The sequence below is a fragment of the Burkholderia sp. Ac-20392 genome, from assembly GCF_017104585.1.
In the GTDB taxonomy this organism is placed as follows: Bacteria; Pseudomonadota; Gammaproteobacteria; order Burkholderiales; family Burkholderiaceae; genus Burkholderia; species Burkholderia lata.
In genome coordinates, this window is the sequence record NZ_JAAGPB010000036.1 from 12,609 (window position 1) to 38,054 (window position 25,446).

Below are 25,446 nucleotides of genomic sequence, written 5' to 3' on the forward strand. Positions count from 1 at the left end.
GCTACGGTGCGTGCAACAGAATGCGGGCGCGTTTGATTTCCTACAATGGAACGACGATGTACGACTTGCTGAAAACCATCGACGACCCGGCGGATTTGCGCCGCCTCGATCGTCGCCAACTTCAACCGCTCGCGGATGAACTGCGCGCGTTCGTGCTCGACAGTGTGTCGAAGACGGGCGGCCATTTGTCGTCCAACCTCGGGACGGTCGAGCTGACGATCGCGTTGCACTACGTGTTCAACACGCCGAACGATCGGATCGTCTGGGACGTGGGCCACCAGACCTACCCGCACAAGATCCTGACGGGTCGCCGCGACCAGATGCATTCGCTGCGCCAGCAGGACGGCATCTCGGGCTTCCCGCGTCGCAGCGAATCCGAATACGACACGTTCGGCACCGCGCACTCGAGCACGTCGATCTCGGCCGCGCTCGGCATGGCGATCGGCAGTCAGCTGAACGGCGACGACCGCTTCTCGATCGCCGTGATCGGCGACGGCGCGATGACGGCCGGCATGGCGTTCGAGGCGATGAACAACGCGGGCGTGTCGGAAGACGCGAAAGTGCTCGTGATCCTGAACGACAACGACATGTCGATCTCGCCGCCGGTCGGCGCGCTGAATCGCCATCTCGCACGCCTGATGTCGGGCCGCTTCTATGCGGCTGCGCGCGCGGGCGTCGAGCGCGTACTGAGCGTTGCACCGCCGGTGCTCGAACTCGCACGCAAGCTCGAAGAGCACGCGAAGGGCATGGTCGTGCCGGCCACGCTGTTCGAAGAGTTCGGCTTCAACTACATCGGCCCGATCGACGGTCACGATCTCGATTCGCTGATCCCGACGCTGCAGAACATCCGCGAACTGCGCGGCCCGCAATTCCTGCACGTGGTGACGAAGAAAGGCCAGGGCTACAAGCTCGCCGAAGCGGATCCCGTGCTTTATCACGGCCCCGGCAAGTTCAACCCGGCCGAAGGCATCAAGCCGTCGACCACGCCCGCGAAGAAGACGTACACGCAGGTGTTCGGCGAGTGGCTGTGCGATGAAGCCGAGCGCGACACGCGTGTCGTCGGCATCACGCCGGCGATGCGTGAAGGCTCGGGCATGGTCGAGTTCGAGAAGCGCTTCAAGGATCGCTATTACGACGTCGGCATCGCCGAGCAGCACGCGGTGACGTTCGCGGGCGGCATGGCGACCGAAGGCCTCAAGCCGGTCGTCGCGATCTACTCGACGTTCCTGCAGCGTGCTTACGACCAGCTGATCCACGACGTCGCGCTGCAGAACCTGCCGGTCGTGTTTGCAATCGACCGCGCGGGCCTCGTCGGTGCGGATGGTGCGACGCACGCGGGCGCGTACGATCTCGCGTTCATGCGCTGCATCCCGAACATGACGATCATGGCTGCGTCCGACGAGAACGAATGCCGCCAGATGCTGCACACGGCGCTGCAGCAGCCGAACCCGACCGCCGTGCGCTATCCGCGCGGCGCGGGCACGGGCGTGGCGACGGTGAAGGAATTCACCGAGATCCCGCTCGGCAAGGGTGAAGTGCGTCGCCAGACGTCGCAGCCGGAAGGCAAGCGCGTCGCGATCCTCGCATTCGGCACGATGGTCGCACCGTCGCTCGCCGCGGCAGAGGAACTCGATGCAACCGTCGCGAACATGCGCTTCGTGAAGCCGGTCGATGCGGCGCTCGTGCGTGAACTCGCCGAGACGCACGACTACCTCGTCACGGTCGAGGAAGGCTGCGTGATGGGCGGCGCGGGCTCGGCCTGCGTGGAAGCCCTGATGGAGAGTGGGGTTATCCGACCCGTACTACAATTGGGCCTCCCTGACCTGTTCATCGATCACGGCGACCCCGCGAAGCTGCTGTCGCAATGCGGCCTCGACGGCGCGGGTATCGCGAAATCGATTCGCGAACGCTTTCTGAATCCGGCGGCCGACGTCGCCGGTCAGGCGAAGCGCGTCGCATAAGCTGGCGCCGCCTGCGGGCGGCGTCGGTGCGACTGGCGCAACCGGTCTTCATTGATGCGGAAAACATGGGCCTGCGGGCCCATGTTGCTTTTCCGGCTGCCGCATGACGCGGCGTGCGCGTCGTCGAACGCGCGGCTTACAAGGATTGAACAAGATGAACCAGATGAATCCCGCCTTCGTGATGCCCGACGTGCAGAGCACGGTGGATACCCGCCAGATTCCGATTCAGCGCGTGGGCGTGAAGGCGGTCCGGCATCCGTTGACGGTGTGTACCGAAAGCGGCGACGTGCAGCCGACCGTCGGTGTCTGGAACCTCGATGTCCGCCTGCCGGCCGACCAGAAGGGCACGCACATGTCGCGCTTCGTCGCGCTGCTCGAAGAGAACCGTGCACCGCTGACGGTCGAGCGTTTCCGCGCGATGCTCGCGTCGATGCTCGAGAAGCTGGAAGCCGAAGCCGGTCGCATCGAGGTCACGTTCCCGTACTTCGTGAACAAGACGGCGCCGGTGTCGGGCGTGCAGAGCCTGCTCGATTATGAGGTGACGCTCGCGGGCGAAAGCCGCAACGGCGACACGCGCCTGTTCCTGAAGGTGCTCGTGCCCGTGACGAGCCTGTGCCCGTGCTCGAAGAAGATCTCGCAGTACGGCGCGCACAACCAGCGTTCGCACGTGACGATCGACGCGGAGCTCGCGGCCGACCTGCCGGTCGAGGCGCTGATCCGCATCGCCGAGGAAGAGGCGTCGTGCGAGCTGTGGGGCCTGTTGAAGCGTCCGGACGAGAAGTTCGTCACCGAGCGTGCGTACGAGAACCCGAAGTTCGTCGAGGATCTCGTGCGTGACGTCGCGCAGCGTCTCGACGCGGACGAGCGTGTGGTGGCGTACGTACTCGAAGCCGAGAACTTCGAGTCGATCCACAATCACAGCGCGTATGCGTTGATCGAACGCGACAAGCGACAGGCTGCATAACGCCGCGGCGTTTTGTCGCGCCGATGAAAAAAGGCCGCTCGAACGAGCGGCCTTTTTGTTTGCCGGTGCGACGTTGCGTCGCGTCGCATGGTTCAGTGCGCGAGCGATGCGAGATCCCAGCGCGGCTTCACCGTGAATGCGTAGTCGGCGTTCGCCTGTTCGGGCCAGCGGCCGAGCCGCAATGCGCCTGCGAGCGCGATCATCGCGCCGTTGTCGGTGCAGAGCGCGAGATCGGGGTAGTGCACGTCGAAACCGCGCTTGGTCGCGGCGGCAGACAGCGCGGCGCGCAACTGGCGGTTCGCGCCGACACCGCCCGCGACCACGAGGCGCTTGAGCTTCGTCTTCTTCAACGCGGCGAGCGACTTGGCGACGAGCACGTCGACCGCCGCGTCGACGAAGCCGCGCGCGAGGTCGGCCTTCGCGCGTTCGAGTGCTTCACCGTCGAGCTTCGCCGCTTCGAACTTCTTCATCTGCGTGAGCACGGCCGTCTTCAGGCCGCTGAAGCTGAAGTCGAGGTCGCCCGAATGCAGCATCGGGCGTGGCAGTACGACCGCACCCGGCGTGCCGGTTTCGGCGAGCTTCGATACTTCCGGGCCGCCCGGGTAGCCGAGGCCGATCAGCTTGGCTGTCTTGTCGAACGCTTCGCCTGCTGCGTCGTCGAGCGTTTCGCCGAGCGTCTCGTACACGCCGACGTCGGTCACGCGCATCAATTGCGTGTGGCCGCCGGACACCAGCAGCGCGACAAACGGGAATGGCGGCGGCTGGTCGACGAGCAGCGGCGACAGCAGGTGGCCTTCGAGATGATGGATGCCGACGGTCGGCTTGTTCCAGGCGAGGGCGAGCGCATTCGCGATGCTCGCGCCGACCAGCAGCGCGCCGGCAAGGCCGGGGCCCTGCGTGAACGCGATCGCGTCGATGTCGTCGCGGTGCGTGCCGCTTTGCGCCATCACTTCCTCGAGCAGCGGCAGTGCGCGGCGGATGTGGTCGCGCGATGCGAGCTCGGGCACGACGCCGCCGTATTCGCGGTGCATGGCGATCTGCGAGTGGAGCGCGTGCGCGAGTAGGCCGCGCTGCGTGTCGTAGAGCGCGAGGCCGGTTTCGTCACAGGAGCTTTCGATGCCGAGAACGAGCATGGGTGCGGGCAGGGCGCGCCGTCTCGGGCGCGCCGCAGGAGGGTCAACGTAACCGGAAATTATAGCAGGCGAGGGCCCGCTGCCGCTGGCCGCGGCCCGAGCCCGATGCCGGGCAGGTACAATCCGCGCCATGGAAACTTATGACATCGCCGTGATCGGCGCGGGCGCGGCCGGGATGATGAGCGCCGCGGTTGCCGGGCAGCTCGGCCGCCGCGTCGTGCTGATCGATCACGCACCGCGGCTCGCCGAGAAGATCCGCATCTCGGGCGGCGGCCGCTGCAACTTCACGAACCTGTACGCCGGCCCCGACAACTATCTGTCGTCGAATCCGCATTTTGCGCGCTCGGCGCTGGCGCGCTACACGCCGCGCGACTTCCTCGGGCTGCTCAAGCGCCATCACGTGACCTGGCACGAAAAGCACAAGGGCCAGCTCTTTTGCGACCACGGCAGCGACGCGGTCATCGACGTGCTGAAGCACGAGTGCGATGCGGGCGGCATCGCGTGGCGCCGTCCTGTCGTCGTCGACGCGGTGCGCCACACGCCGGCCGACGGCTTTACGCTCGACACGCAGCAGGCGGGGACGATCGGTGCGCGCGCACTGATCATCGCGACCGGCGGCCTGTCGATCCCGAAGATCGGCGCAACCGACTTCGGCTACCGGATCGCCAAGCAGTTCGGTCACAAGCTCATCGATACGCGGCCCGCGCTCGTACCGTTGACGTTCGCCCAGCAGGACTGGGAGCCGTTCGCGGCGTTGTCCGGCGTCTCGCTCGAGGTGCGCGTATCGACCGGCGACAAGAAGCGCGGCGGCGAATTCGTCGAGGACCTGCTGCTGACCCATCGCGGCCTGTCCGGGCCCGGGATCCTGCAGATTTCGAGTTACTGGCAGCCTGGCGACCCGATCCGCGTCGATCTGCTGCCGCAGCGCGACACGGTGGCCGACCTGCTCGACGCGAAGCGCACGTCAAAGCGCCAGATCGGTTCGCTGCTCGCGGACTGGGTGCCGTCGCGCCTCGCGCATGCGTGGCTCGACACGCATCGCGTCGCGGCCGATGCGCGGCTCGCGGACCTGCCCGACAAGACGCTGCGCCAGATCGGCGACGCGCTGTCGGGCTGGACGCTGACGCCGAACGGTACCGAGGGCTACAAGAAGGCCGAAGTGACGAAGGGCGGGGTCGATACACGCGATCTGTCGTCGGCGACGATGATGAGCGCGCGCGTGCCGGGGCTGTTCTTCGTCGGTGAGGCAGTGGACGTGACGGGCTGGCTCGGCGGCTACAATTTCCAGTGGGCGTGGGCGTCCGGCACGGCCGCCGGACAGGCCGCGGCGGAGTATTCGCGCGGCGCCTGACGGGGCAGGGCCGACGCCGTTTTGGCGGGACCAGGCCCCGTGCCTTTAGGCAATCGCTCTGCTATACTCGGTAGTCTTTCCCTTGCAAACCTTTATTCGTGTCGGATCATGACGATCATTCGCGTTAAAGAGAACGAGCCGTTCGAAGTTGCAATGCGTCGCTTCAAGCGCACGATCGAGAAGAACGGTCTGTTGACTGAACTTCGTGCGCGCGAGTTTTACGAGAAGCCGACCGCGGAGCGCAAGCGCAAGAAGGCTGCTGCGGTGAAGCGTCATTACAAGCGTATCCGCAGCCAGACACTGCCGAAGAAGCTGTACTGAACGATTGGGCGCCGCGCGGTTCGTTGAGCGGCGCACTGGCGATTCCGTGCGATTGGGTGATCGCGAAAGATCGAGCATGATTGTGCGACTGATCAGGCGAGCCGCCGATGCCGGATTCGAGCAACCCGCTTGAGACACTGTCCCAAGCGGGTTTTTGTGTTGACGCCCTGTTGGCGGGCGTCGGATTCACGTTTCCTTCCCGGGTGAAAGATGAGTTTGAAAGAGCAGATCAGCGAAGACATGAAGGCCGCGATGCGCGCGAAGGAAAGCGAGCGCCTGGCAACGATTCGCCTGCTGATGGCCGCGATCAAGCAGCGCGAAGTCGACGATCAGATCACCCTCGACGACGCGGGCATCACGGCCGTGATCGACAAGATGATCAAGCAGCGCAAGGATTCGATCAGCCAGTTCCAGGCAGCCGGCCGTGATGACCTCGTCGCGAAGGAGCAGGCCGAACTGGTCGTGCTGGGCGGCTACATGCCCGAGCAGCTGTCGGAGGCCGAGGTGGCCGCTGAAGTCCAGGCTGCGGTCGCGCAGACCGGTGCCGCCGGCCCGCAGGACATGGGCAAGGTGATGGGCGTGCTGAAGGGCAAGCTCGCCGGCCGTGCCGACATGACGGCCATTTCCGCGCTGGTCAAGGCCGCGCTCACGAAGTAACACCTGTTTCCCCGGCGCGCGCGATGCGTGCGCCGGGGTGTCGTATTGTCTTTTTTCGCTCGATCCCACGGTGATTCCGCATTCGTTCCTGCAGGACTTGCTGAACCGCGTCGATATCGTCGACGTGGTGGGCAAGTACGTGCAGCTCAAGAAGGGCGGCGCCAACTTCATGGGGCTGTGCCCGTTCCATAACGAGAAAAGCCCGTCGTTTACGGTCAGCCCGACCAAGCAGTTCTATCACTGCTTCGGTTGCGGCGCGCACGGTACGGCGATCGGCTTCCTGATGGAACACGCGGGGCTCACGTTCCCGGAGGCCGTGCAGGATCTCGCGCAGTCCGTCGGCCTGACCGTGCCGCACGAGCCGTCGATGCGTGGCGGCGGTGGGGGCGGAGGCGGTGGCGGCGACTATCCGGCGCCGGTGTCGAAATCGGTCGCGACCGCGCTGTCCGATGCAATGACCGCTGCGTGCGACTACTACCGCAAGCAATTGCGCGGCGCGACCGTCGCGATCCAGTACCTGAAGAACCGGGGCCTGACCGGCGAGATCGCCGCGCGCTTCGGGCTCGGCTACGCGCCGGACGGCTGGCAGAATCTCGAAGCCGCGTTCCCGGACTATCGTGACGAGTCGCTCGTCGAGTCGGGGCTCGTGATCGTCAGCGAGAAGACCGATGCGCAGGGCGTTGCGCGCCGCTACGACCGGTTCCGCGAGCGGATCATGTTCCCGATCCGCAACGTGAAGGGGCAGGTGATCGGCTTCGGCGGGCGCGTGCTCGGCAGCGGCGAGCCGAAGTACCTGAATTCGCCCGAAACCCCGCTGTTCAACAAGGGCAGCGAGCTGTACGGCCTGTTCGAGGCGCGGCTCGCGATTCGCGAGCGCAAGTACGTGCTGGTCGTCGAAGGCTACATGGACGTCGTCGCACTCGCGCAGCTCGGGTTCCCGAACGCGGTCGCGACGCTCGGAACCGCGTGCACGCCGATTCACGTGCAGAAGCTGCTGCGCCAGACCGATACGGTCATTTTCAGTTTCGACGGCGATTCGGCCGGGCGGCGTGCGGCCCGGCGTGCGCTCGAGGCTTGCCTGCCGCATGCGGGGGACAACCGCACGATCCGGTTCCTTTTTCTGCCGGCCGAGCACGATCCGGACAGCTATGTGCGCGAGTTCGGCGAGGAGGCGTTCTCCGAGCAGGTCGAGCGCGCGATGCCGTTGTCGCAATTTCTGCTGAACGAAGCAATTTCCGGCAAGGCGCTCGATCAGCCGGAAGGCCGCGCGAAGGCGCTGTTCGATGCGAAGCCGTTGTTGCAGGCGCTGCCCGCGAATGCGTTGCGCGCGCAGATCATGCACATGTTCGCCGACCGCCTCGATATCCCGTTCGAAGAGGTCGCGGGCCTGTCCGACGTCGATACGCGGATCGCGGCGCCGCCGCGCCAGGCGCCCCCGCGCAGCGAACGGCGCCGCGTGACGGACAGCGAAAAGCGTGCGCTGCGCACGCTGGTGATGCATCCGCGCATCGCGTCGCAGCTCGACGACGAGCAGCTTGCGACCCTGCGCGCGTTGCCGCGCATCGGCGAACTGTTCGCGGAAGTCGTCGATCATGCGCGCGCGCTGGGCGACGGCGCGGAGTTCCGGCTGCTGTCGGATGTCCTGCGGACGTCCTCCAATGGAGCGACTTACGAGGAAATCTTCCGCGAAATTCTGGACTATGATGAAAACGTCCGCGACTTGCTGTTACAGAATCCGGAAGACGAGACGGTGCCCGAGCGGCAGCGTGAACAGGAACGGATCGCGGGGGAGGAACTGCAGGCGGCGGTGCTCAAGATGCGTTACGACGCCTGCTGCGACCGGCTTGACAGGCTGGCGCGGCAATCCACCTTCACACCCGAGGAATTGGCCGAATTGACGGAATTGAACCAGCAGCGAACCGACATGAAGCGTCGGCTCGGGCTGTAGGCGGCCGGGGAGCTTAGAGAGGGTTCCCCAGCGTGCTATAATATAAGGTTTCCAGCGGTTTGTTTTCTAAGCAGAGGCGAGAATCGCGATGGCAAAGACGACAGGCGGAAAGAAAGCAGCAGGCAAGGGCTCGACGGAGCCGACCAAAAAGGTCACAGCGGCCAAGTCTGCTTCTTCCACCAGGACAACGTCTTCAGCCACGTCAGCCCCTGCAGGAAAGAAAACCGTGGCCGGCACTGCTCAGGCTGCGCCGGCGCCGGCAGCCAGAACACGGGCTGCCGCCAGACCCGACTCCGGGCCGGCCAAGCCGGCGGCGAAGCGGGCAAGTGCGAAAAGCGCAAGGGACACGACTGTCGCCGCGGACGAAACGGCAGTACGTACTACTCATGCACCCACGGTTCAACCGGCTGTCGTCCAGCAGCCGCGAGTCGATATAGCCGGTACGGCGAACTCCATGACCAAAAAGCTGAACGAAGTATCCGTCGAAGACGACGCAAATCAGAGCGACGAGCAGCCCGCCGCAGCAGCAGCGGCTGCACCGGGCAAATCCAAGGTGCGCGACCGTCGCGCCAAGGAAAAGGCGCTACTGAAGGAAGCGTTCGCGACGAGCACGCCGGGTACGGCCGAGGAGCTCGAAGAGCGCCGCGTGAAACTGCGCGCGCTGATCAAGCTCGGCAAGGAGCGCGGCTTCCTGACGTACGCCGAAATCAACGACCACCTGCCGGACAACTTCACCGAGACCGAAGCCCTCGAAGGCATCATCGGCACGTTCAACGACATGGGCGTGGCGGTTTACGAGCAGGCGCCGGACGCGGAAACGCTGCTCTTGAACGACAACGCGCCCGCCGCGTCGTCGGACGATGAAGTCGAAGAGGAAGCGGAAGTCGCGCTGTCCACCGTCGATTCGGAATTCGGCCGCACGACCGATCCGGTCCGGATGTACATGCGTGAAATGGGCACGGTCGAACTGCTCACGCGCGAAGGCGAAATCGAGATCGCGAAGCGGATCGAGGACGGCCTGCGCCACATGGTGATGGCCATCTCCGCGTGCCCGACGACGATCGCCGACATCCTCGCGATGGCCGAACGCGTCGCGAACGAAGAGATCCGCGTCGACGAGCTCGTCGACGGCCTGCTCGATCCGAATGCTTCGGACTCCGCCGATACCGACGGCTTCTCCGCGAAGGAAGCGGAAGCCATCGAGAACGAGGACGAGGAAGCCGAAGAGGAAGAGGAAGAAGAGGAAGAGGAGGAAGATGACGGTGCCGCGCAGGCATCGGCCAACGCCGCCCAGCTCGAAGCCCTCAAGCGTGCCTCGCTCGACAAGTTCTCGCAGATCAGCGAGTGGTTCGACAAGATGCGCCGCGCGTTCGAAAAGGAAGGCTACAAGTCGAAGGCCTACCTGAAGGCGCAGGAAACGATCCAGACCGAACTGATGACGATCCGCTTCACCGCGCGTACCGTCGAACGCCTGTGCGACACGCTGCGTGCGCAGGTGGACGAAGTGCGTCAGGTCGAGCGTCAGATCCTGCACATCGTCGTCGACAAGTGCGGCATGCCGCGTTCGGAATTCATCGCGCGCTTCCCGGGCAGCGAAACCGACCTCGACTGGTCCGAGAAGATCATGGCCGAAGGCCATTCGTACAGCGCGGTGCTGTCGCGTAACGTTCCGGCGATCCGCGAACAGCAGCAGCGCCTGCTCGACCTGCAGGCGCGCGTCGTGCTGCCGCTGAAGGACCTGAAGGAAACCAACCGCCAGATGGCGGCCGGCGAACTGAAGGCGCGCCAGGCGAAGCGCGAAATGACCGAGGCGAACCTGCGTCTCGTGATCTCGATCGCGAAGAAGTACACGAACCGTGGCCTGCAGTTCCTCGACCTGATCCAGGAAGGCAACATCGGCCTGATGAAGGCTGTGGACAAGTTCGAATACCGTCGCGGCTACAAGTTCTCGACCTATGCGACGTGGTGGATCCGCCAGGCCATCACGCGCTCGATCGCGGACCAGGCGCGCACGATCCGTATTCCGGTTCACATGATCGAGACGATCAACAAGATGAACCGCATCTCGCGGCAGATCCTGCAGGAAACCGGTCTCGAGCCGGATCCGGCAACGCTCGCCGAGAAGATGGAGATGCCGGAAGACAAGATCCGCAAGATCATGAAGATCGCGAAGGAGCCGATCTCGATGGAAACGCCGATCGGTGACGACGACGATTCCCATCTCGGCGACTTCATCGAGGACACCAACACGGTCGCGCCGGCGGATGCCGCGCTGCATGCGAGCATGCGCGACGTCGTGAAGGACGTGCTCGATTCGCTGACGCCGCGCGAGGCGAAGGTGCTGCGGATGCGCTTCGGTATCGAGATGAGCACCGACCACACGCTCGAGGAAGTCGGCAAGCAGTTCGACGTCACGCGTGAGCGGATCCGTCAGATCGAGGCCAAGGCGCTGCGCAAGCTGCGTCACCCCAGCCGTTCCGACAAGCTGAAGTCGTTCCTCGAAGGGAACTGATTTCCAGCGTCTCTCCTGCGAACGCCGCCGGTATCCGCGTGATACCGGTGGCGTTTGTCTCCTTTGTTGTTACAATGCCGGCCCGGCTTCTTCGTCGGGGCGACGTGTGACACGCTTCGCTTCTCATCAGGGCTTGTAGCTCAGCGGTTAGAGCAGTCGACTCATAATCGATTGGTCGCGGGTTCGAACCCCGCCGGGCCCACCAGATTTCATGCGCGCGATTGCGCATGCCGAAAACCCGCGATGGCTTCATGCCTCGCGGGTTTTTCTTTGCGTGGACGCGTGATGAGCGTCAGGATCAGGAAAGTACCGAGAGGGTGCCGCGCCGCAGTCAATCGAAGTATGCTGTAGCGCGGCCGTTCCAGACGCGACATCGGTTGCGGCCGAAAGAAAGCCAAACAGCCCCGCGAGCCATTCGGCGGCAAGAAAAAACAGACTTCGGCCGGGAGTGGGACGGCAATCATGACCATGCTGCGTTCGTGGGGTGCGATTCTCTCGTTGCTGGCGCTCGTTGCATGCGCGAGCCTGCCGCCGCAGGCCGAGCGCGTGCCGACGCACGCGTACACCGACACGGACAACACGCGGCTGGGTGTCGCGTTCCAGCAGCAGGCCAGTACGCATCCGGGGCAGGACGCGTTTCATCTGCTGACCGATCCGGTCGACGCGCTGGATGCGCGTGTGCTGCTGGCCGATCGTGCAGACCGCTCGCTCGACCTTCAGTACTACATCTGGCATGACGACCTGACCGGGCATGAACTGGCCGACGCGATCATTCGCGCGGCCGATCGCGGCGTGCGCGTCCGTGCGCTGCTCGACGACCTCGGCACGAACGCGGACGACCGCAAGCTGCTCGAGATCAGTTCGCATCCGAACATCGAGATCCGGCTGTTCAATCCGGTCGCCACGCGCCGGTTCAAGAAGATCGGCACGGTGTTCGAGTTCTCGCGTGTCAATCGGCGCATGCACAACAAGGCGATGATCGCGGACAACCAGGCGGCGATCGTCGGTGGCCGCAATATCGGCGACGAGTATTTCGGCGCATCGTCGATGCTGGAGTTCGGCGATCTCGATGTCGTCGTTCACGGCCCGGTCGTGAAGAATATCTCGACCGAATTCGATACGTTCTGGAATTCCCCGTACGCGTATCCGATCAGTGCGCTGGTCGGGCATGACGCGGCGCCGGGCGGGCTGGACCGCGAGCGCGAACGGTTACGCGACTACCTCAGGGCCATGGAGGACAACCCGTACGTGCTCGAGGCCAGGCAGCGGCTCGACCGGATCGTTCATGGGCAGGGCACGGAGTTGTCGTGGGGCCACGCGACGGTGCTGTACGACGATCCGTCGAAGATCGCGCACGCACCGAAGGACAGCGACGGCCACCTGATGCCGCAGTTGCGGGCACTCGCGTTGCAGCCCGAACATGATCTGCTGATCGTGTCGCCGTATTTCGTGCCGGGCAAGGAAGTCGTCGAGCGGCTGCGCGCGCTCACGGCGCGCGGCGTGCGCGTGACGGTGCTGACCAACTCGCTTGCGTCGACCGACGTGGCGGCCGTGCATGCGGGCTACCGGCACTATCGAAGCGATCTCGTCGCCGCCGGCGTGCGGCTTTACGAACGGCGGCCGTCGGGCGACAAGAGCATTTCGAAGCAGGTCATCATCGGGTCGTCGCGTGCGTCGCTGCATGCGAAGACCTACGTGTTCGATCACAAGAGCATTTTCATCGGGTCGATGAATCTCGATCCGCGCTCGCTGAACCTCAATACGGAGATCGGCGTCTACTGCGAGAGCCCGGCGATTGCGTCGCAGGTGGCCAACGATCTGGAGGCACGGCTCGATCGAATCGCGTGGCGCGTCGAGCCGAGGACCGATCCGGCGGGCAACGGGCGGCTCAAGTGGATTCAGACCGATTCGGACGGCAAGGTCACCGAGCTCGATCACGAACCGGAGGTGTCCGCCGCGCGGCGGATGGAAGTCTGGTTCCTCGGGCTGTTTCCGATCGAATCGCAACTGTGAGCGACGATGCCGCGTGTGATATTCAGCGACACGTGCGGCCGTGCTGCTCGATGACGGCCGCGAGCTGCATCGTCGCGGTCTCGATCGTCGTGTCGTTCAGCCCGGAGTAACCCAGCACGAAGCCGTTGTACGACCGGCCTTCGCCGACCCGATAGCTGCTCAGCGGCTGAAGCAGCAGGCCATGCGCGGCTGCCGCGCGAGCGACATCGGTATCGTGAAGCGGCAGCGCGAGATCCGCCGACAGATGCATGCCGCCCGGGCTTTCGCGAACGCTCAGCACGGTGCCGAGGTGGCGGGCGAGTGCCGCTTCGAGGCTGCTCCGCCGCTCGGCATACCGCGTCCTCATCCTGCGCAGGTGTCGCGCAAAGAGGCCCGTGTCGATGAATTCGGCCATCGCCAGTTGATCGGCCGAGTGGCCGCGATGGACGAGTTCGCGCAGCGTGCGGGTGAAGCGGTCGACCAGAATCGGCGGAACCACCATGAAGCCGAGCCGAAGGGCAGGAAACATCGTCTTGCTGAAGGTGCCGAGATAGCAGACCGGTGCGTCGGCATGCAGGCCCTGGATCGCGGGCAGCGGCTGGCCGCCGTGGCGGAACTCGCTGTCGTAGTCGTCCTCGATGATCCACGCGCCGCATGCCCGTGCGTGCTCGACGAGCGCCGCGCGCCGCCGGGGGCTCATCAGTGCGCCGAGCGGGTATTGGTGCGACGGTGTCGTATAGATCAGCCGGGGCGGCTGGGTACGCCACTGTTCGTCGGTTGGCGCCATTCCTTCGTGGTCGACCTCGATCGGCACGAGATCGAGGCCGGTCGAGCGGAATGCGGTTCGGGCGCCGTTGTAGCAGGGGTTCTCGAGCCAGCCGTATTCACCGGGATTCGCCAGCATGCGCGCGCACAGTTCGAGGCTGCTTTGCGTGCCGTCGGTGATGAATACCTGGCCGGTTTCGCAGCGCACGCCTCGCGAGACCCGGATGTAGGCGGCCACGGCACGCCGCAATTCGGGCAGCCCTTCGACCGGGCCGTAGGCGAGTTGAGCGGGCTTGATGACTCTCCACGCGCGCTCGATACAACGGCGCCATTGGGCAACCGGGAATTCATCGAGAGAAGGGAGGCCGGGAACGAACGGCAGCATGCGTTCGGGTTCGGGGTCGGTGTTCTCCAGCCCGTGCACGCGCTCGGACAATTGAAACGGGGCCGGGCCGCTTTCGAGCCCTGCGCCAGACCGGCCGCATCCGTCCCATAACGTGATCGTGCCGTTACGCGTGGCTGCCACGAAGCCTTCCTCGGCAAGACGCTCGTACGCATAGACCGCCGAGTTGCGGGCGATACCCAGCTCAGCCGCGAGCACGCGCGTCGACACGAGCCGCGTGCCGGGCGGGATATGTCCGTCCAGCAGCATGTTGCGCAGGCTCCGGTAGAGGGCTTCCTGCTGGCTGTGTCGTGTCGTGCCGTCCTGTCTGGAAAGCGAGGAGATGAGCAGCGCGAGATCCATGGGCTGGTTCTAGAATTTTTCGTTGAGCTGGTTCTTTTGAAGATTCGACGCGCATCGTATCGTTCACGTTCTCGCGGTGCCGGCCGGCGCGCGGGTATTTCCGGCGATCGTCGCGGATAGCGGCACGCGCGTATTTTGATCGATTTGGCGAGCGACTGTGATGGGTCGATCGATCGGTCGTTCAGGCGTGGAAGTCGCACATCTCCGATTCGATTAGATTCGTAGTGCAAAGATATTTCGAGCGAATGCGCGAGCGGCTCGATGCGCACAAGGGCGCGCAAACAGGAAAACGAAACATGAAAGACCAGACGGTCATCTCTCCCACATCCCGCACCACCATTCGCCGCCTGCCGGAACTGGCAAGCCACGATCGCGAGATGCTTCATCGCATCGTGGACGAGGCCTACGTCTGCCACATCGCGTTCGGTGCGGGCGAGGACACGCACTGCATCCCGACCGCGCACTGGAGACGGGGCGATGACCTCTATATTCACGGGTCCAACGGCAGCCGGATGATCAAGGCGCTGTCGGCCGGTGCGCAGGCCTCCGTCGCGATTACGTTGCTGGACGGTCTCGTGTTGGCCAAGTCGGCCTTCAACCATTCGATGAATTATCGATCCGCGGTGATCTACGGGCGGTTCGAGATGGTGGAGGGCAGTGCGGACAAGCTGGTCGCCCTGGATGCATTGATGGACAAGATCGCGCCCGGTCGCAAGCATGACGCGCGGCCTGGCAACGAGAAGGAACTCAATGCGACCAGCGTGCTGCGGATTGCCCTTGCGGAAGCCGCTGTAAAAGTCAGCGATTCAATGCCGTCCGACAAGGAAGAAGATCTTGCGCTCGCTGTCTGGACGGGCATCCTGCCGCTGAAGGCGACGCGCGGCGCGCCGGTTCATGCCGACGGCAACATGGCGGTGCCGGACTACGTCCGGAACTGGGCCGAGTAAGTTGCGCGGCGGGGCCGCGCGGTATCGTGGAAAACGGCGGTGTACGACGTTGTGCGCCCTGTTGCCTCGGCATGGCAGCGAGACGCAGGCTGCGCCAGCCGGCAGCGCGAATGCCACGCTGCCGTGACGAGGTGCGCTTTACTCGGCGCGGTGCTCATGCGTGTCGTGCGGCGGATGCGCTTCCTCAGGGTGCGGACGCGGTGCGGGCGCGTGCTCGGCGGCCGGTTGCCGCGGCTGCGGGGCCGCGTGTTCCTGCGGTTGCGCTTCGTTGCGCGGCGGCGTTTCCTTGTGCACTTGCTGCTGGGCTTCGTTGCGTTGCTGCATTGCTTCACGCTGCTGTTGCTGCTCCGCATTGCGTTGCTGCATCTCCTCGCGCTGCTGTTGCTCCGCCGCGTTGTGTTGCTGCATTTCCGCGCGTTGCTGCTGCTGTGCCGCGTTGTGCTGTTGCGTCGCCTCGCGTTGCTGCTGAGCCTCGTTGCGCTGTTGTTGCTGCAATTGCTGCTGCTGCGAGGCTGCACGATTTTCCTGCGCGACGTGCTCCTGCTGCATTGCCTGCTGCCGCTCGTCGTGCATCGCACCGGGCGTATGTTGGGCCGGTGCTTCTGCATGCGTTTCGTTCGCGCGATTCTGCGCGAATGCGTCGGGCGACGGCCGCGCGCCGGGGCGCGTATCGTTCGCGCCGAAGTGCGGCATCGTCATCGGCACGGCGCCCGGGCGTTGCTCCATCGCCTGTCCGCGCATCGGCTCCGCGCCCGGCTGCATCGTGTTGCGTTCGATCGTCGTGTTCGTCGTGTTGTTGGTGACGTTGCCGCCGTAGTTGTTCGTGATCCGCGTGTTGCGGATGTTGGTGATGTTGTTGATCACGGTGGTCGATTTCGACACGTACGTGGTGTGGTTGTACACCACGGCCGGGCGCTGCCAGCCGCCGTGCCAGCCGGGGCCTTCCGGCCGCGGCGCGCCCCAGTTCATGCCCCATGCATGCCAGCCCCAGTCGTGGTGCCCGAAGATCGCGGCGCCGACGGCGGTGCCGACGCCGAACGTGATCACGCCGGCGGCAACGACTTCACCCGTGCTGTATGAAGGCGGCCGATACTCGTAACCGGGGTAGGACGAAACCGGCTCGCCGTAGACGACCGTCGGGTTGTAAGACGGGACATAGACGACGTCGGGCTGTGCGGATTCGATCTCGATGGCCTGCGCGGGCGGCGGCACGATCGCCGGCCCGGCGTAGACCACGGGCGCATCGGCGGCCGGCGTGTAACCGGTCGGTGCGGCCTGCGCGACTTGCGTGACCCGCATCTGGCCGCCCGAACGGAGATGGCCGGACGTCTGCGCGCGTTGGCGCATCACCTGGATTGCGTTCATCACGTCGGTGGGGTCGTTGTAGTAAGCCTGGCCGAGCGAGGTAGTCCAGGCCGGGTTCGACGCCATTTGCGACAGCACCGCGGGGAACGCGGTCAATGCCTTGACGGACGGGTCCCACGGCTGCGTATCGGCCGCGGTCGCGAGTGCCTGTCCCTTCAACGACGGATTCTGCATGACCCAGTTGTTGGCGGCCGTGACCTGGTCCGGGTAGGTTGCACCCGCAAGCACCAGCGCGACGAGCTTGTCGGGGAACAGTGCGACCGGCGCGACCATCTGGTAGAGCTGGTCGGCAGTCGGCGGTGTGTAGGCGACGGGCGTCGACGCGGGCTGGGCCGCCGCGGCCGCGCTCGCGTCGCTGGCCGGCGCCGCGGTGCTGCTGTCGCCGTTCTTGTTGCAGGCCGAGAGGCCGAGCAGCGACACGATGAGGGACGACGCGATCAGCGTTCTGACGGGGCGGTGTGCACGTGTGTTGTTCATGTTGTTCGTTCGGTGTTGTGTCGGCGTTGGCAGGCACGCGGGCCACGCGATCGGCTTGAGCACTGTGCCGCGACCGTTTGCACCTGCTCTGGAGGCATCAGTCGGGGCAGGCGGCAAGGTCGTGTTCGCATGGTGGTTGTCCCGCGACGAATCGATATATCCAGTTAAACGCGCGACACGCGCGGAAGTTGTCTGGGTCTTGTGTAACAGTGTGTGTACCTTGCAGTCCGTAAGCGGGTCGGCACTGCCCGGGTAATGAACATGAAAGTTGCTTGCGCAACGATTGCAAGGTCGGCGAGGGCATCGTCGCGCCCGATGCGGCTCCACGAGAGTGAGCGGCACGCAAAAAACCCGCGAAGGCCGTGCGGCCGTCGCGGGTTGTTCAAGCGATCACATCCGGTTCCATGCATGCGCTGCGGTGCGCACGCGGAACCGGGGCGGTCATCGATCCATCAGCGTGCGAAATCCGATGTGCTCTGGATGAACGTGTTCAGCTTCGAGATGTTCACGCTGCCGAAGCCCGTCGTCGCGTCCCAGCCGGCCTTCGCTTTGTAGCCGTAGGTGCCGCTTCCGTTGTTGCCGGACGTGACGTCGTGCAGCAGCGCTGCGTTGCTCGGGAAGTACTTGTAGATGCTCGACGCGGGGAACCCGAGCGCATTGTTGTTCGCGGACTGCAGGCGCGCCCAGATCCCCGTGAAGATCGGTGCGGCGAGGCTCGTGCCGCCTTCGTTGTTGAGATAGCCCGAGCCCCACAGCGTGTCGGACGTCTGGCCATTCACGACGAGAATCGCGCCGGTGCGCAGGTCCGCGTCGAAGCCGACGTCAGGCAGTGCGCGCTTGGTCGATCCCGTGAGGCTCGACGATTGCCACGACGGCGCAGCTTCGTACTTGCTGTACCCGCCGCCCGTCGACCACACGGTGCCCGGTTGCCAGCTCGGATCGTTCCAGACGATCTCGCTGTTGTACGCGTTGGTCGACGTATTCGTGAACAGCGTCGTGCCGCCCACCGCGATCACGTACGGCGACGTTGCCGGTTCGCTCACCGTGTAGGTCGAGCGCGACGGCGTGCCGCTCGCACATTCGTACGCGCCGTGGTCGCCGGCGGACACCGAGAAGGTCTGCCCCTGCGCGACCGCCTGCTTGAAGATCGTGTCGTCGGTTGCCTGCGAGCCGGTGCTGTTCGCGGACGATTCGCACACGCCGAGCGACACGTTGATCACCTTCGCGACGTTGTCGGTCACGGCCTTGTTGTACGCGGCGGTGATCGCCGTGAGCGTCATCGACGGTGCGACGTAGAACACCACCTGCTTCACGCTGCCGCCGGCCGCGCCGACGATCGACTGGCTGTCGAGGTTCCATTCGACGGTGCCGTCGGTGTCGGTGTACGAACTGCCGGACGGGCCCGTCTTCACGACGCTGCTGCTGATCGTGCCGAGGCTGTTGTTTGCGGCGAACGTATTGAGGTCGCTCACCGTCTGCGACAGGTCGCCTTCGGAGATGATGCCGACCGTGGTCTGCGACGCTGTCGGCGTGCCGTCGCCGCCGTAGATCGACGAGAATTCGGTCGGGTTGTGCGGCACCGCCGATGCGCCGGCCGGAATCGTCAGGTTGCTGGTGTTGCCTTGCGGCTTGCTGCCCGCGCCCGTGTGCATCAGCTCGACGTTCTGCAGGCCCAGCACCGAACCCACGACGCCGCCGATCGCGTTCGGCACTTGCGCGGCGTCGGTATTCGCATAGACGCTGCGGCCGTTGCGCGTGAAGCGCTTGAGCGTCGTGCGGAACGCGGACTTGATGGTGGCTGCGGTACCGGACGCGGAAACCAGCAGGCGGTTCGGCGCGACCACGATGTTCACGAAGCCTTCCTTGCGGAGGTGCGCGACGACCGAGGCGACCTGCTGGTCGGTCGGCGCATATTGCGCCGCGAACTGCGCCGGCGTGAGGAACTGCCGGTAATGCGGCGAACCAGGCGTGTGCAGGTCGTGCAGATACTGGTCGAGTTGCGCCTCGTTGCGCAGGTTCAGGCCGAGCACGATGTCCACCGACTCGCCCGGCGCCATCTCGACGGCTGCCGCCGCAGCGGCAGCCGTGCTCGCGGCAGGCGCGCCGGCGGTACCGGCTTCGCTCTGCTGCACGAGCGGCAGGAAACCCTTGGTGTGCGTTTCCGTCCAGCCGGCCGCAGGCGCGGCGTGGGCGGTCGCCATGCCGAACGACGCGACGGCTGCGGCGGCGAAGGCGAGCTTGACGAAGCGATTGTGCTTTTGATTCTTGTCTGCAACCTGATTCATTTGAATTACCCCTCCGGTTGAACATCGAACAGCACGAACAACAACGGTCGACAGCGGTGCGGGTCATGCACCGCCGATTTCTGTCGCACGCGTGCGGATGGCACGGACGCGACAGGGCCTTTCGCCCGATCCGGAAAGGTGTTTTTTCTCCGGGGGCGAAATACGGAAAACGCGGTAACGGGAAGGCTGCGTCGCGATACGACGCAACCGCGCCGGACAGGGCGCGGGCGGGATTGCTAGAGCAACAGTTTCGTTGTCCTGCTCATTTGATTCGATCCTTCGGCCCGCTGCCGGATGGCAGTTGTCCAATGAGATGCATCGGGATGTTGCATGCGCCGGCGCGCGAACGATACAGCCGGCGGCGAGCACTGCGGTGCGGCGGAAGCGAAAAACCGTGGAGCGGAAGCGATTGCGTGGTGAGCAATTCGTCAGATTGCTTGCATCGGACGGTATCAAGAATGAAAGCGAGGTGTCAAACTTTTTTTGATTATATGAAACTAAATTAAAGCGAATATGTGCAATGTTTTTGAAAATATTGGCAGTGTTTTGTAATATTCGAGGCCGCCAAAGAAAGTAATGCGGAATTCGATTTGCCGATCGTTTCTGGTTTGATGCGTAATGGGTGCAATTGGCCGATCGTGTTCGAGGCCTGACTCGAATCCCGGGGCGCGGCGGAGAAAGTCGAGGCCGCGCGCCGCACGAAGCGGCGCATGCAGTCGCGAGATGTCCGACGTTCCGCATACCGGCCCAGTCAACGAGGATCGAACCTGACGTGATCGACAACGACAAGCTTTGCATCGAAGTACCCGCGACCTGGAAGGCCGCGCTGGCCGATTGCCGATGGACGCAACAGACGGAAGGGCAATCGGATGCCGCGGTGTTCCGGCTCGATGCGCGCGACGGATCGCGTCGGTTCGTCAAGACGGAACCCGCGGGACCACTGAGTGAACTGGGCGACGAGGCGGCGCGACTGCACTGGCTGTCGACGACGGGTTTGCCGGGCGCGCAGGTGCTCGACGTGGCGTCGGCGGCGGGGCGCGAGTGGATGCTGCTGAGTGCCGTGCGTGGCGAGAATCTCGAAGTCGCGCGACTCGGGCCGGCGGCGAAGGTGGCGATCATTGCCGACGCGTTGCGTGCGCTGCATCGGCTCGCTCCGGCAGCTTGCCCGTTCGATCATGGTGCTGCGTCACGTATCGAGCGGGCCCGTGCACGGATGAACGCGGGGCTCGTTGACGCGGGCAACCTCGATGATGCGAATACCGGTGTGCCGCTCGATGAACTATTCGCGAGGCTTCAGGCGAGCAGGCCGTTGATCGAGGACAGGGTCGTTACGCACGGTGACGCGTGCCTGTCCAACTTCATGGTCGAAGACGGTCGTTTCTCGGGTTTCATCGACTGCGGGCGCCTCGGTGTGGCCGATCGCTATCAGGATCTGGCGCTGGCAACGCGCAATATCGAAGCGGATCTCGGCAGCGAATGGGTCGCGCCATTTTTTGCCCGGTATGGAATCGAGCAGCCCGATCCGGGCCGGATCGCGTTCTATCGGTTGCTCGACGAGTTTTTCTGATTCCTCGAGTGTTCACGGGCGGCGCACGAGACAGTTTTCTTGTCCCGTGCGTCGGCTCGTTTCGTAGTACTCCTGCTTTTCAATCGAAGATTTTCGCGTTCTCTACGGATCTCCTCCGTCAGTCACGCTCGCGCCATGCATAGGTGAAGCGGAGGCCGTCGCCGAGCGTGCACTGGAAGACCTGGGCCGGCGCGACCGGCTGATACGTGGTTGGCGAAAGCGAGCGGACCGTCACCGTCGCGCTTTCATCCTGCATGACGCGGTACTGGATCAGCTCCAGCACCGGCGTGCCGCTGGGCTGGACGGTAAGGTGCTGGTTGGCGAACGCGAGCGTATTGCCACCGACTTCCATGAAGTCGCGTATCGCGAAGCCGCCCGAAACGGTGGGCGCCGTTGCCTTCGTTTGAGCCGGCTGCGCGTTCTGGCACTGGTTGGGTGAAAAGATTGCAGTCACCGTCACGCCGGCAAACAGCCGCGTGCGCAACTGCCGATACGAATTGACGTTGTCCGGCTGGGGGCTCGCGGCTGTTGCCGCGAGACTGGTTGCCGCGCCGGCGGCAACAAGAACAATGGCGAAGCGATTCAGCATTTTCCTGTCTCCGTGCGATGAAACCACGGGCACGATAGCACGGTGCGCAGGCATTGTTCAGACGGTTCGATCGCGGCAGCTACTGCGCCGCACCTGCATGCCGCAGCGCGTCCACGGCTTCCGTGTTGTCGTGCGACTGCGCGAGCTGGAGCAGTGACTGTCCGCGCCGATCGACATGATTCGGATTCGCACCATGTGCGACGAGGAGCGGGATCAGCTCGAATCGATTGAACAGCGTGGCAAATCCCAGTGCGGTTTCCCCGGCGCCGTTCGTCTGGTCGATCGGGCATTGCGTGTCGATCAGGCGCCGCGCGATGTCGGGTTCGTTCTTGAAGAGGGCGCCCATCAGCGCCGTGTTGCCGTGACGGTCGCCGGCACATGCGTTTGCGCCGGCAGACAGCAGGTAGTCGAGCGCGGCTGGCTGGCCGTCGTAGGACGCGAGTATCACGGCCGTAAAGCCGCGGCTGTCGGTGGCATCGACGGGATAGCCGGCGTCGTGCAATGCACGCAGGATGTCGACGCGTCCGACGCGGGCGGCATCGAACCAGTCGCCGTCGTAGCGGCGCAGCGCGGCAGGGTCGGCCCGCGCATACGCAGGCTGGTCGGGAAGGTGCGCGCAACCGGCGAGCGCGGCCAGCGCCAGGGCCGTTGCGGTCGAGCGGATCGCGCGCGTCAGGCGTTTGGATTGCATGGGGATGTCCTGATGGGTGGATCAGGTCGACGTGCGCGGCGCAACCCCGCACGTCGACCGTGACCGGAGTCGCGGGATCAGTTCTCGCTCAGCTTTGCCGCGAGCGCTTGCACTTGACCGACGTCAGCGTGCACGGCCTGCGCGAGACGCGTGCCGTAGTCGGGATCGGCCTTGTAGAAGTACGACAGCATCGCGTACTGGTTGTGTGCGTTCGTCACCTTGCCGAGATCGCCGGACAGCGCGGTGATCAGGTCGTCCCTGTCCTGCTGCGACAGGCCGCGGTAGTACTCGCCCGCCTGACGGAATCGCAGCTTCTTGTGGATCGCTTCCTGCTGCGTCGTTCCGCCGAGCGCCATGCGCACGGACTTGTATTGCGGATTCGGCGCGAGTTCATGCAGCGTCGACGGTTCGTAGTTCACCTCGCCCTTGCGGTCGCCGGCGTTCATCTTGCCATCCTGGTTGTTGTTGACCACCGGCACGACGGGCCGGTTGATCGGCAGGTCCATGTAGTTCGCGCCGAGCCGGTACATCTGCGTGTCGGCGTATGCGAACAGGCGATCCTGCAGCATCCGGTCTTCGGACGGCTCGATGCCGGGCACGAGCCGCGATGGCGCGAACGCCGATTCCTCGGTCGACTGGAAGTAGTTGTCGGGTACGCGGTTCAGCGTCATCGTGCCGATCTTGCGCTCGGGGACGCCGGTCCACACCTTCGTGTCGTCCAGCGCATCGAAGTCGAACCGGTTCAGGTCCTGCGGCGTGAGCACCTGCACGTACAGGTCCCACTTCGGGAAGTCGCCTTGCTTCAGCGCGCCATACAGGTCGTTCGTCATCATGTTCCAGTCGCGCCCGATCGATGCGTCGATGTCTTGCGGACGCAGGCCGTGCACGCCTTGCTGGCTTTTCCAGTGGAACTTCACGTAGTGCACGTCGCCGCGCGCATTGACGAACTTGAACGCATGCACCGCAAAGCCGTCCATGTGACGATACGAATCGGGCATGCCCGCATTCGTGTACAGCATCGTCAGCATGTTCGTCGCTTCGGGCGTATTCGCGAAGAAGTCGAATGCGAGATTCGGATCCTGCACGCCGGTCACGGCGCTCGGCTTGTTCGCGTGAACGAAGTCGGGGAACTTGATGCCGTCGCGAATGAAGAACACGGGCCAGTTGATGCCGACCATGTCCCAGTTTCCCTGTTGCGTATAGAACTTCACCGCGAAGCCGCGCGGATCGCGTGCCTGCTCAGGCGAGCCGCGATAGCCCATCACGGTGGAGAAGCGTACGAACACGGGTGTGCGCGTGCCGGGTGTGAAGACCTTCGCTTTCGTCAGGTTCGAGATGTCGGCGGACGGCACGAACTCGCCGAATGCGCCGGTGCCGCGTGCATGCACGACGCGTTCCGGAATGCGTTCGCGATCGAAGCGCTGCAGTTTCTCGATGAGTGCCGAGTCTTGCAGGAGCACGGGGCCGGCAGGGCCGGCCGTCTGTGAATTCTCGTTGTCGCCGACGGGGGCGCCCGTGTCGCGAGTGAGTTCGGCGGCATGGGGGGACGCGGAAAGTGCAACGCAGATCGCAGCGACTGCGTGTCTCAGCACGCGATGGGAGGATGAGGACATGACGATGGAACTCCTTGAATCCGATCGGTGGTGGGGAAGCCGACTGAATTAGAAGAGATCGTCAGATGATTGGCTAATTGATATTCGATATGTTTCCGATAGCGGCGGCGTCGATGCAGCGTGAGCGCGGTGGTTATCGGCGCGGGCGGTGAATATTGTTGCGCGCGCAATGAGTTGTTGCGTCGCGTGCCGTGAAGCGATCCGCGCGCGTCGAGCGCGGGCGATTGAACATGCGATGCCTTGTGCGGGTGTTGCGATCCGCCTTTCAAGCATCGGTGCCGCAGCAGCCTCGACGAACCCGACCGCGCGGCACCGATCAACCTGCCGTCAACTCGCGCCGGCTTGCCACCCGAGCCCGAGGTTCTTCTGCAGCGACACGTAGTCCTTGATCAGTTCGGCCTGCCCGGCGATCACGTTCTGCTGCGCGGACAACGCTTCGCGTTGCGTATCGAGCAGGTCGATCATCGACGCGACACCCGCACGATAGCGCTCGTCCATCAGCGTTCGGGAATGCACGGCCGACGTCTGCACCTTGGTGAGCGCAACGACGTGCTCACGCTGGTGCCCGTAGCGCTGCAATGCCGTGTTGGCGTCCTGCAGGGCGCCGAGCACCGTTTTCTGATAGTTCGCTTCCGCTTCGTCGCGCGATGCTTCGGCCGCGCGCACCGCGCCGCGCGTGCGTCCGAAGTCGAGAATGTTCCATTGCAGATACGGCGCGCCGACCCAGGTGAAGTTCTGCTTGCGGAACAGGTGGCCCGGGTCGGTCGCGCTGAAGCCGAGATCGCCGAGCAGCGTCACCTTCGGGAAGTAATCCGCGACATGCTCGCCGATCTGCGCATTGCTCGAAGCGAGCCGGCGCTCGGCCGCACGAATGTCCGGGCGCTGTTTCAGCAGCGTGGCCGGATCGCCGATTGCGACGCTACCGGGCAGCGTCGGCAGCGGTGCGTCCGGTGTCGACAGCATTGCGTCGAGCGCACCGGGCGCGCGGCCCGTCAGGATTGCGAGCCGGTCGAGCGATTCCGTCACCTGCGCGTCGAGCGGGATCAGGGACGCACGCGTGGTTTCGACCTGTGTCGTCAGGCGTTCGATGTCGACGTCTGCGGCGACGCCGCGCGCGCGGCGCTGCTGCGTGAGTTCCAGCATCGTCTGCTGCAGCTCGGCGGTGCGCTGAGACAGCGCAAGCCGCTGCTGCTGGTCGCGCAGGTCGACATACGCGTTCGCGACTTCGGCCGCGATCGACACCTGCGTATCGGCGAGATCGGCGTCGACCGCTTCCGCCTGTGCGGACGCGGCTTCGACCGCGCGGCGCGTGCCGCCGAACAGGTCGATTTCCCAGGTTGCGTCGAAGCCTGCCGAATAGAGCTGCAGCGGGCCCGAGCCCCCCAGCGACGGCGATGTGCCGCCCGACTGGCTCGAGCCGTTCGACGGCAGCAGCGACCCGAGCGCGCTGACGTCCGGCTCGCGCATGCGGATGGCGGCAACGGTGGCCGACGATTTCGGCAACTGCGCGGCGCGCTGCTGCGAGAGCTGCGCGCGCGATGCGCGCAAGCGTGCCTGCGCGGC

General features: G+C 64.8%; 18 protein-coding genes and 1 tRNA gene. 11 read left to right on the forward strand and 8 right to left on the reverse strand.

What is annotated here, in order from left to right; all coding sequences use genetic code 11:
- The first annotated feature begins 56 nt into the window (after positions 1 to 56).
- Complete coding sequence (dxs, locus tag G3N99_RS07770; RefSeq protein WP_174937014.1) at positions 57 to 1,961, forward strand: 1-deoxy-D-xylulose-5-phosphate synthase; 1,905 nt, start codon at positions 57 to 59, stop codon at positions 1,959 to 1,961.
- Positions 1,962 to 2,115: 154 nt separating this feature from the next.
- Entirely contained in the window at positions 2,116 to 2,925 is an 810-nt protein-coding gene (folE2, locus tag G3N99_RS07775; RefSeq protein WP_006486446.1) for a GTP cyclohydrolase FolE2, read from the forward strand.
- A 92-nt stretch (positions 2,926 to 3,017) separates the two neighbouring features.
- Here the strand turns inward: folE2 and tsaD are convergent, their stop codons facing one another.
- Positions 3,018 to 4,058 carry a tRNA (adenosine(37)-N6)-threonylcarbamoyltransferase complex transferase subunit TsaD gene (gene tsaD, locus G3N99_RS07780; protein ID WP_174937016.1) on the reverse strand — a complete coding sequence of 347 codons (1,041 nt, stop codon included), beginning with the start codon at positions 4,056 to 4,058 and terminating at the stop codon, positions 3,018 to 3,020.
- 130 nt (positions 4,059 to 4,188) lie between these two features.
- Here tsaD and G3N99_RS07785 point away from each other — a divergent pair, with 130 nt between their 5' ends.
- From G3N99_RS07785 to G3N99_RS07815, 7 genes are all read left to right on the forward strand, one after another.
- A complete protein-coding gene (locus G3N99_RS07785; protein ID WP_174937024.1) occupies positions 4,189 to 5,409 on the forward strand; it encodes an NAD(P)/FAD-dependent oxidoreductase in 1,221 nt (406 codons plus the stop codon).
- Between the two features lie 108 nt (positions 5,410 to 5,517).
- Positions 5,518 to 5,730, forward strand: a complete 213-nt coding sequence (gene rpsU, locus G3N99_RS07790; protein WP_006479415.1) for a 30S ribosomal protein S21 — start codon at positions 5,518 to 5,520, stop codon at positions 5,728 to 5,730.
- Positions 5,731 to 5,940: 210 nt separating this feature from the next.
- Positions 5,941 to 6,387: a GatB/YqeY domain-containing protein gene (locus G3N99_RS07795; protein WP_011355800.1), complete on the forward strand. Its 447-nt coding sequence runs from the start codon at positions 5,941 to 5,943 to the stop codon at positions 6,385 to 6,387.
- Between the two features lie 70 nt (positions 6,388 to 6,457).
- Positions 6,458 to 8,335 (forward strand): DNA primase, encoded by a 1,878-nt coding sequence (gene dnaG, locus G3N99_RS07800; RefSeq protein WP_174938635.1) that lies wholly within the window; start codon positions 6,458 to 6,460, stop codon positions 8,333 to 8,335.
- An 88-nt stretch (positions 8,336 to 8,423) separates the two neighbouring features.
- The gene (rpoD, locus tag G3N99_RS07805; protein WP_174937028.1) at positions 8,424 to 10,847 is read left to right on the forward strand and encodes an RNA polymerase sigma factor RpoD; all 2,424 of its coding nucleotides are present in this window, start codon (positions 8,424 to 8,426) and stop codon (positions 10,845 to 10,847) included.
- Positions 10,848 to 10,976: 129 nt separating this feature from the next.
- Positions 10,977 to 11,052: transfer RNA gene (locus G3N99_RS07810), tRNA-Ile, on the forward strand.
- 257 nt (positions 11,053 to 11,309) lie between these two features.
- Positions 11,310 to 12,860 (forward strand): phospholipase D family protein, encoded by a 1,551-nt coding sequence (locus tag G3N99_RS07815; RefSeq protein ID WP_206122056.1) that lies wholly within the window; start codon positions 11,310 to 11,312, stop codon positions 12,858 to 12,860.
- Between the two features lie 22 nt (positions 12,861 to 12,882).
- Here G3N99_RS07815 and G3N99_RS07820 read toward each other — a convergent pair whose 3' ends face one another.
- Positions 12,883 to 14,349 (reverse strand): PLP-dependent aminotransferase family protein, encoded by a 1,467-nt coding sequence (locus G3N99_RS07820; RefSeq protein ID WP_206122057.1) that lies wholly within the window; start codon positions 14,347 to 14,349, stop codon positions 12,883 to 12,885.
- 296 nt (positions 14,350 to 14,645) lie between these two features.
- Between G3N99_RS07820 and G3N99_RS07825 the strand changes: the two genes are divergently transcribed.
- The gene (locus tag G3N99_RS07825) at positions 14,646 to 15,296 is read left to right on the forward strand and encodes a pyridoxamine 5'-phosphate oxidase family protein (protein ID WP_206122058.1); all 651 of its coding nucleotides are present in this window, start codon (positions 14,646 to 14,648) and stop codon (positions 15,294 to 15,296) included.
- Between the two features lie 138 nt (positions 15,297 to 15,434).
- Here G3N99_RS07825 and G3N99_RS07830 read toward each other — a convergent pair whose 3' ends face one another.
- Positions 15,435 to 17,138, reverse strand: a complete 1,704-nt coding sequence (locus G3N99_RS07830) for a DUF3300 domain-containing protein (protein WP_206122059.1) — start codon at positions 17,136 to 17,138, stop codon at positions 15,435 to 15,437.
- A 452-nt stretch (positions 17,139 to 17,590) separates the two neighbouring features.
- Positions 17,591 to 19,423, reverse strand: coding sequence for a S53 family peptidase (locus G3N99_RS07835; RefSeq protein ID WP_206122060.1), 1,833 nt, complete (start codon positions 19,421 to 19,423; stop codon positions 17,591 to 17,593).
- 796 nt (positions 19,424 to 20,219) lie between these two features.
- On the opposite strand from G3N99_RS07835, the gene G3N99_RS07840 reads away from it, so the two are divergent.
- A complete protein-coding gene (locus tag G3N99_RS07840) occupies positions 20,220 to 20,990 on the forward strand; it encodes an APH(3')-II family aminoglycoside O-phosphotransferase (protein ID WP_346778478.1) in 771 nt (256 codons plus the stop codon).
- Between the two features lie 118 nt (positions 20,991 to 21,108).
- Here the strand turns inward: G3N99_RS07840 and G3N99_RS07845 are convergent, their stop codons facing one another.
- The 4 genes from G3N99_RS07845 to G3N99_RS07860 all read right to left on the reverse strand — a co-directional run.
- Positions 21,109 to 21,579 (reverse strand): VirK family protein, encoded by a 471-nt coding sequence (locus G3N99_RS07845; protein ID WP_206122062.1) that lies wholly within the window; start codon positions 21,577 to 21,579, stop codon positions 21,109 to 21,111.
- Positions 21,580 to 21,658: 79 nt separating this feature from the next.
- Positions 21,659 to 22,270 (reverse strand): ankyrin repeat domain-containing protein, encoded by a 612-nt coding sequence (locus G3N99_RS07850; RefSeq protein WP_206122063.1) that lies wholly within the window; start codon positions 22,268 to 22,270, stop codon positions 21,659 to 21,661.
- A 77-nt stretch (positions 22,271 to 22,347) separates the two neighbouring features.
- The gene (locus G3N99_RS07855; RefSeq protein WP_206122064.1) at positions 22,348 to 23,883 is read right to left on the reverse strand and encodes a catalase; all 1,536 of its coding nucleotides are present in this window, start codon (positions 23,881 to 23,883) and stop codon (positions 22,348 to 22,350) included.
- 327 nt (positions 23,884 to 24,210) lie between these two features.
- On the reverse strand, positions 24,211 to 25,446 hold a 1,236-nt coding region (locus G3N99_RS07860), incomplete at its 5' end, for an efflux transporter outer membrane subunit (protein ID WP_206122065.1).

Coding starts and splice junctions, on each gene's coding strand:
- rpoD (WP_174937028.1), top strand. CDS start 8,424: ATGGCAAAGACGACAGGCGGAAAGAAAGCAGCAGGCAAGGGCTCGACG.
- rpsU (WP_006479415.1), top strand. CDS start 5,518: ATGACGATCATTCGCGTTAAAGAGAACGAGCCGTTCGAAGTTGCAATG.
- G3N99_RS07855 (WP_206122064.1), bottom strand. CDS start 23,883: ATGTCCTCATCCTCCCATCGCGTGCTGAGACACGCAGTCGCTGCGATC.
- dxs (WP_174937014.1), top strand. CDS start 57: ATGTACGACTTGCTGAAAACCATCGACGACCCGGCGGATTTGCGCCGC.
- G3N99_RS07820 (WP_206122057.1), bottom strand. CDS start 14,349: ATGGATCTCGCGCTGCTCATCTCCTCGCTTTCCAGACAGGACGGCACG.
- G3N99_RS07850 (WP_206122063.1), bottom strand. CDS start 22,270: ATGCAATCCAAACGCCTGACGCGCGCGATCCGCTCGACCGCAACGGCC.
- G3N99_RS07835 (WP_206122060.1), bottom strand. CDS start 19,423: ATGAATCAGGTTGCAGACAAGAATCAAAAGCACAATCGCTTCGTCAAG.
- G3N99_RS07845 (WP_206122062.1), bottom strand. CDS start 21,579: ATGCTGAATCGCTTCGCCATTGTTCTTGTTGCCGCCGGCGCGGCAACC.
- G3N99_RS07795 (WP_011355800.1), top strand. CDS start 5,941: ATGAGTTTGAAAGAGCAGATCAGCGAAGACATGAAGGCCGCGATGCGC.
- G3N99_RS07785 (WP_174937024.1), top strand. CDS start 4,189: ATGGAAACTTATGACATCGCCGTGATCGGCGCGGGCGCGGCCGGGATG.
- folE2 (WP_006486446.1), top strand. CDS start 2,116: ATGAACCAGATGAATCCCGCCTTCGTGATGCCCGACGTGCAGAGCACG.
- G3N99_RS07830 (WP_206122059.1), bottom strand. CDS start 17,138: ATGAACAACACACGTGCACACCGCCCCGTCAGAACGCTGATCGCGTCG.
- G3N99_RS07815 (WP_206122056.1), top strand. CDS start 11,310: ATGACCATGCTGCGTTCGTGGGGTGCGATTCTCTCGTTGCTGGCGCTC.
- tsaD (WP_174937016.1), bottom strand. CDS start 4,058: ATGCTCGTTCTCGGCATCGAAAGCTCCTGTGACGAAACCGGCCTCGCG.
- G3N99_RS07825 (WP_206122058.1), top strand. CDS start 14,646: ATGAAAGACCAGACGGTCATCTCTCCCACATCCCGCACCACCATTCGC.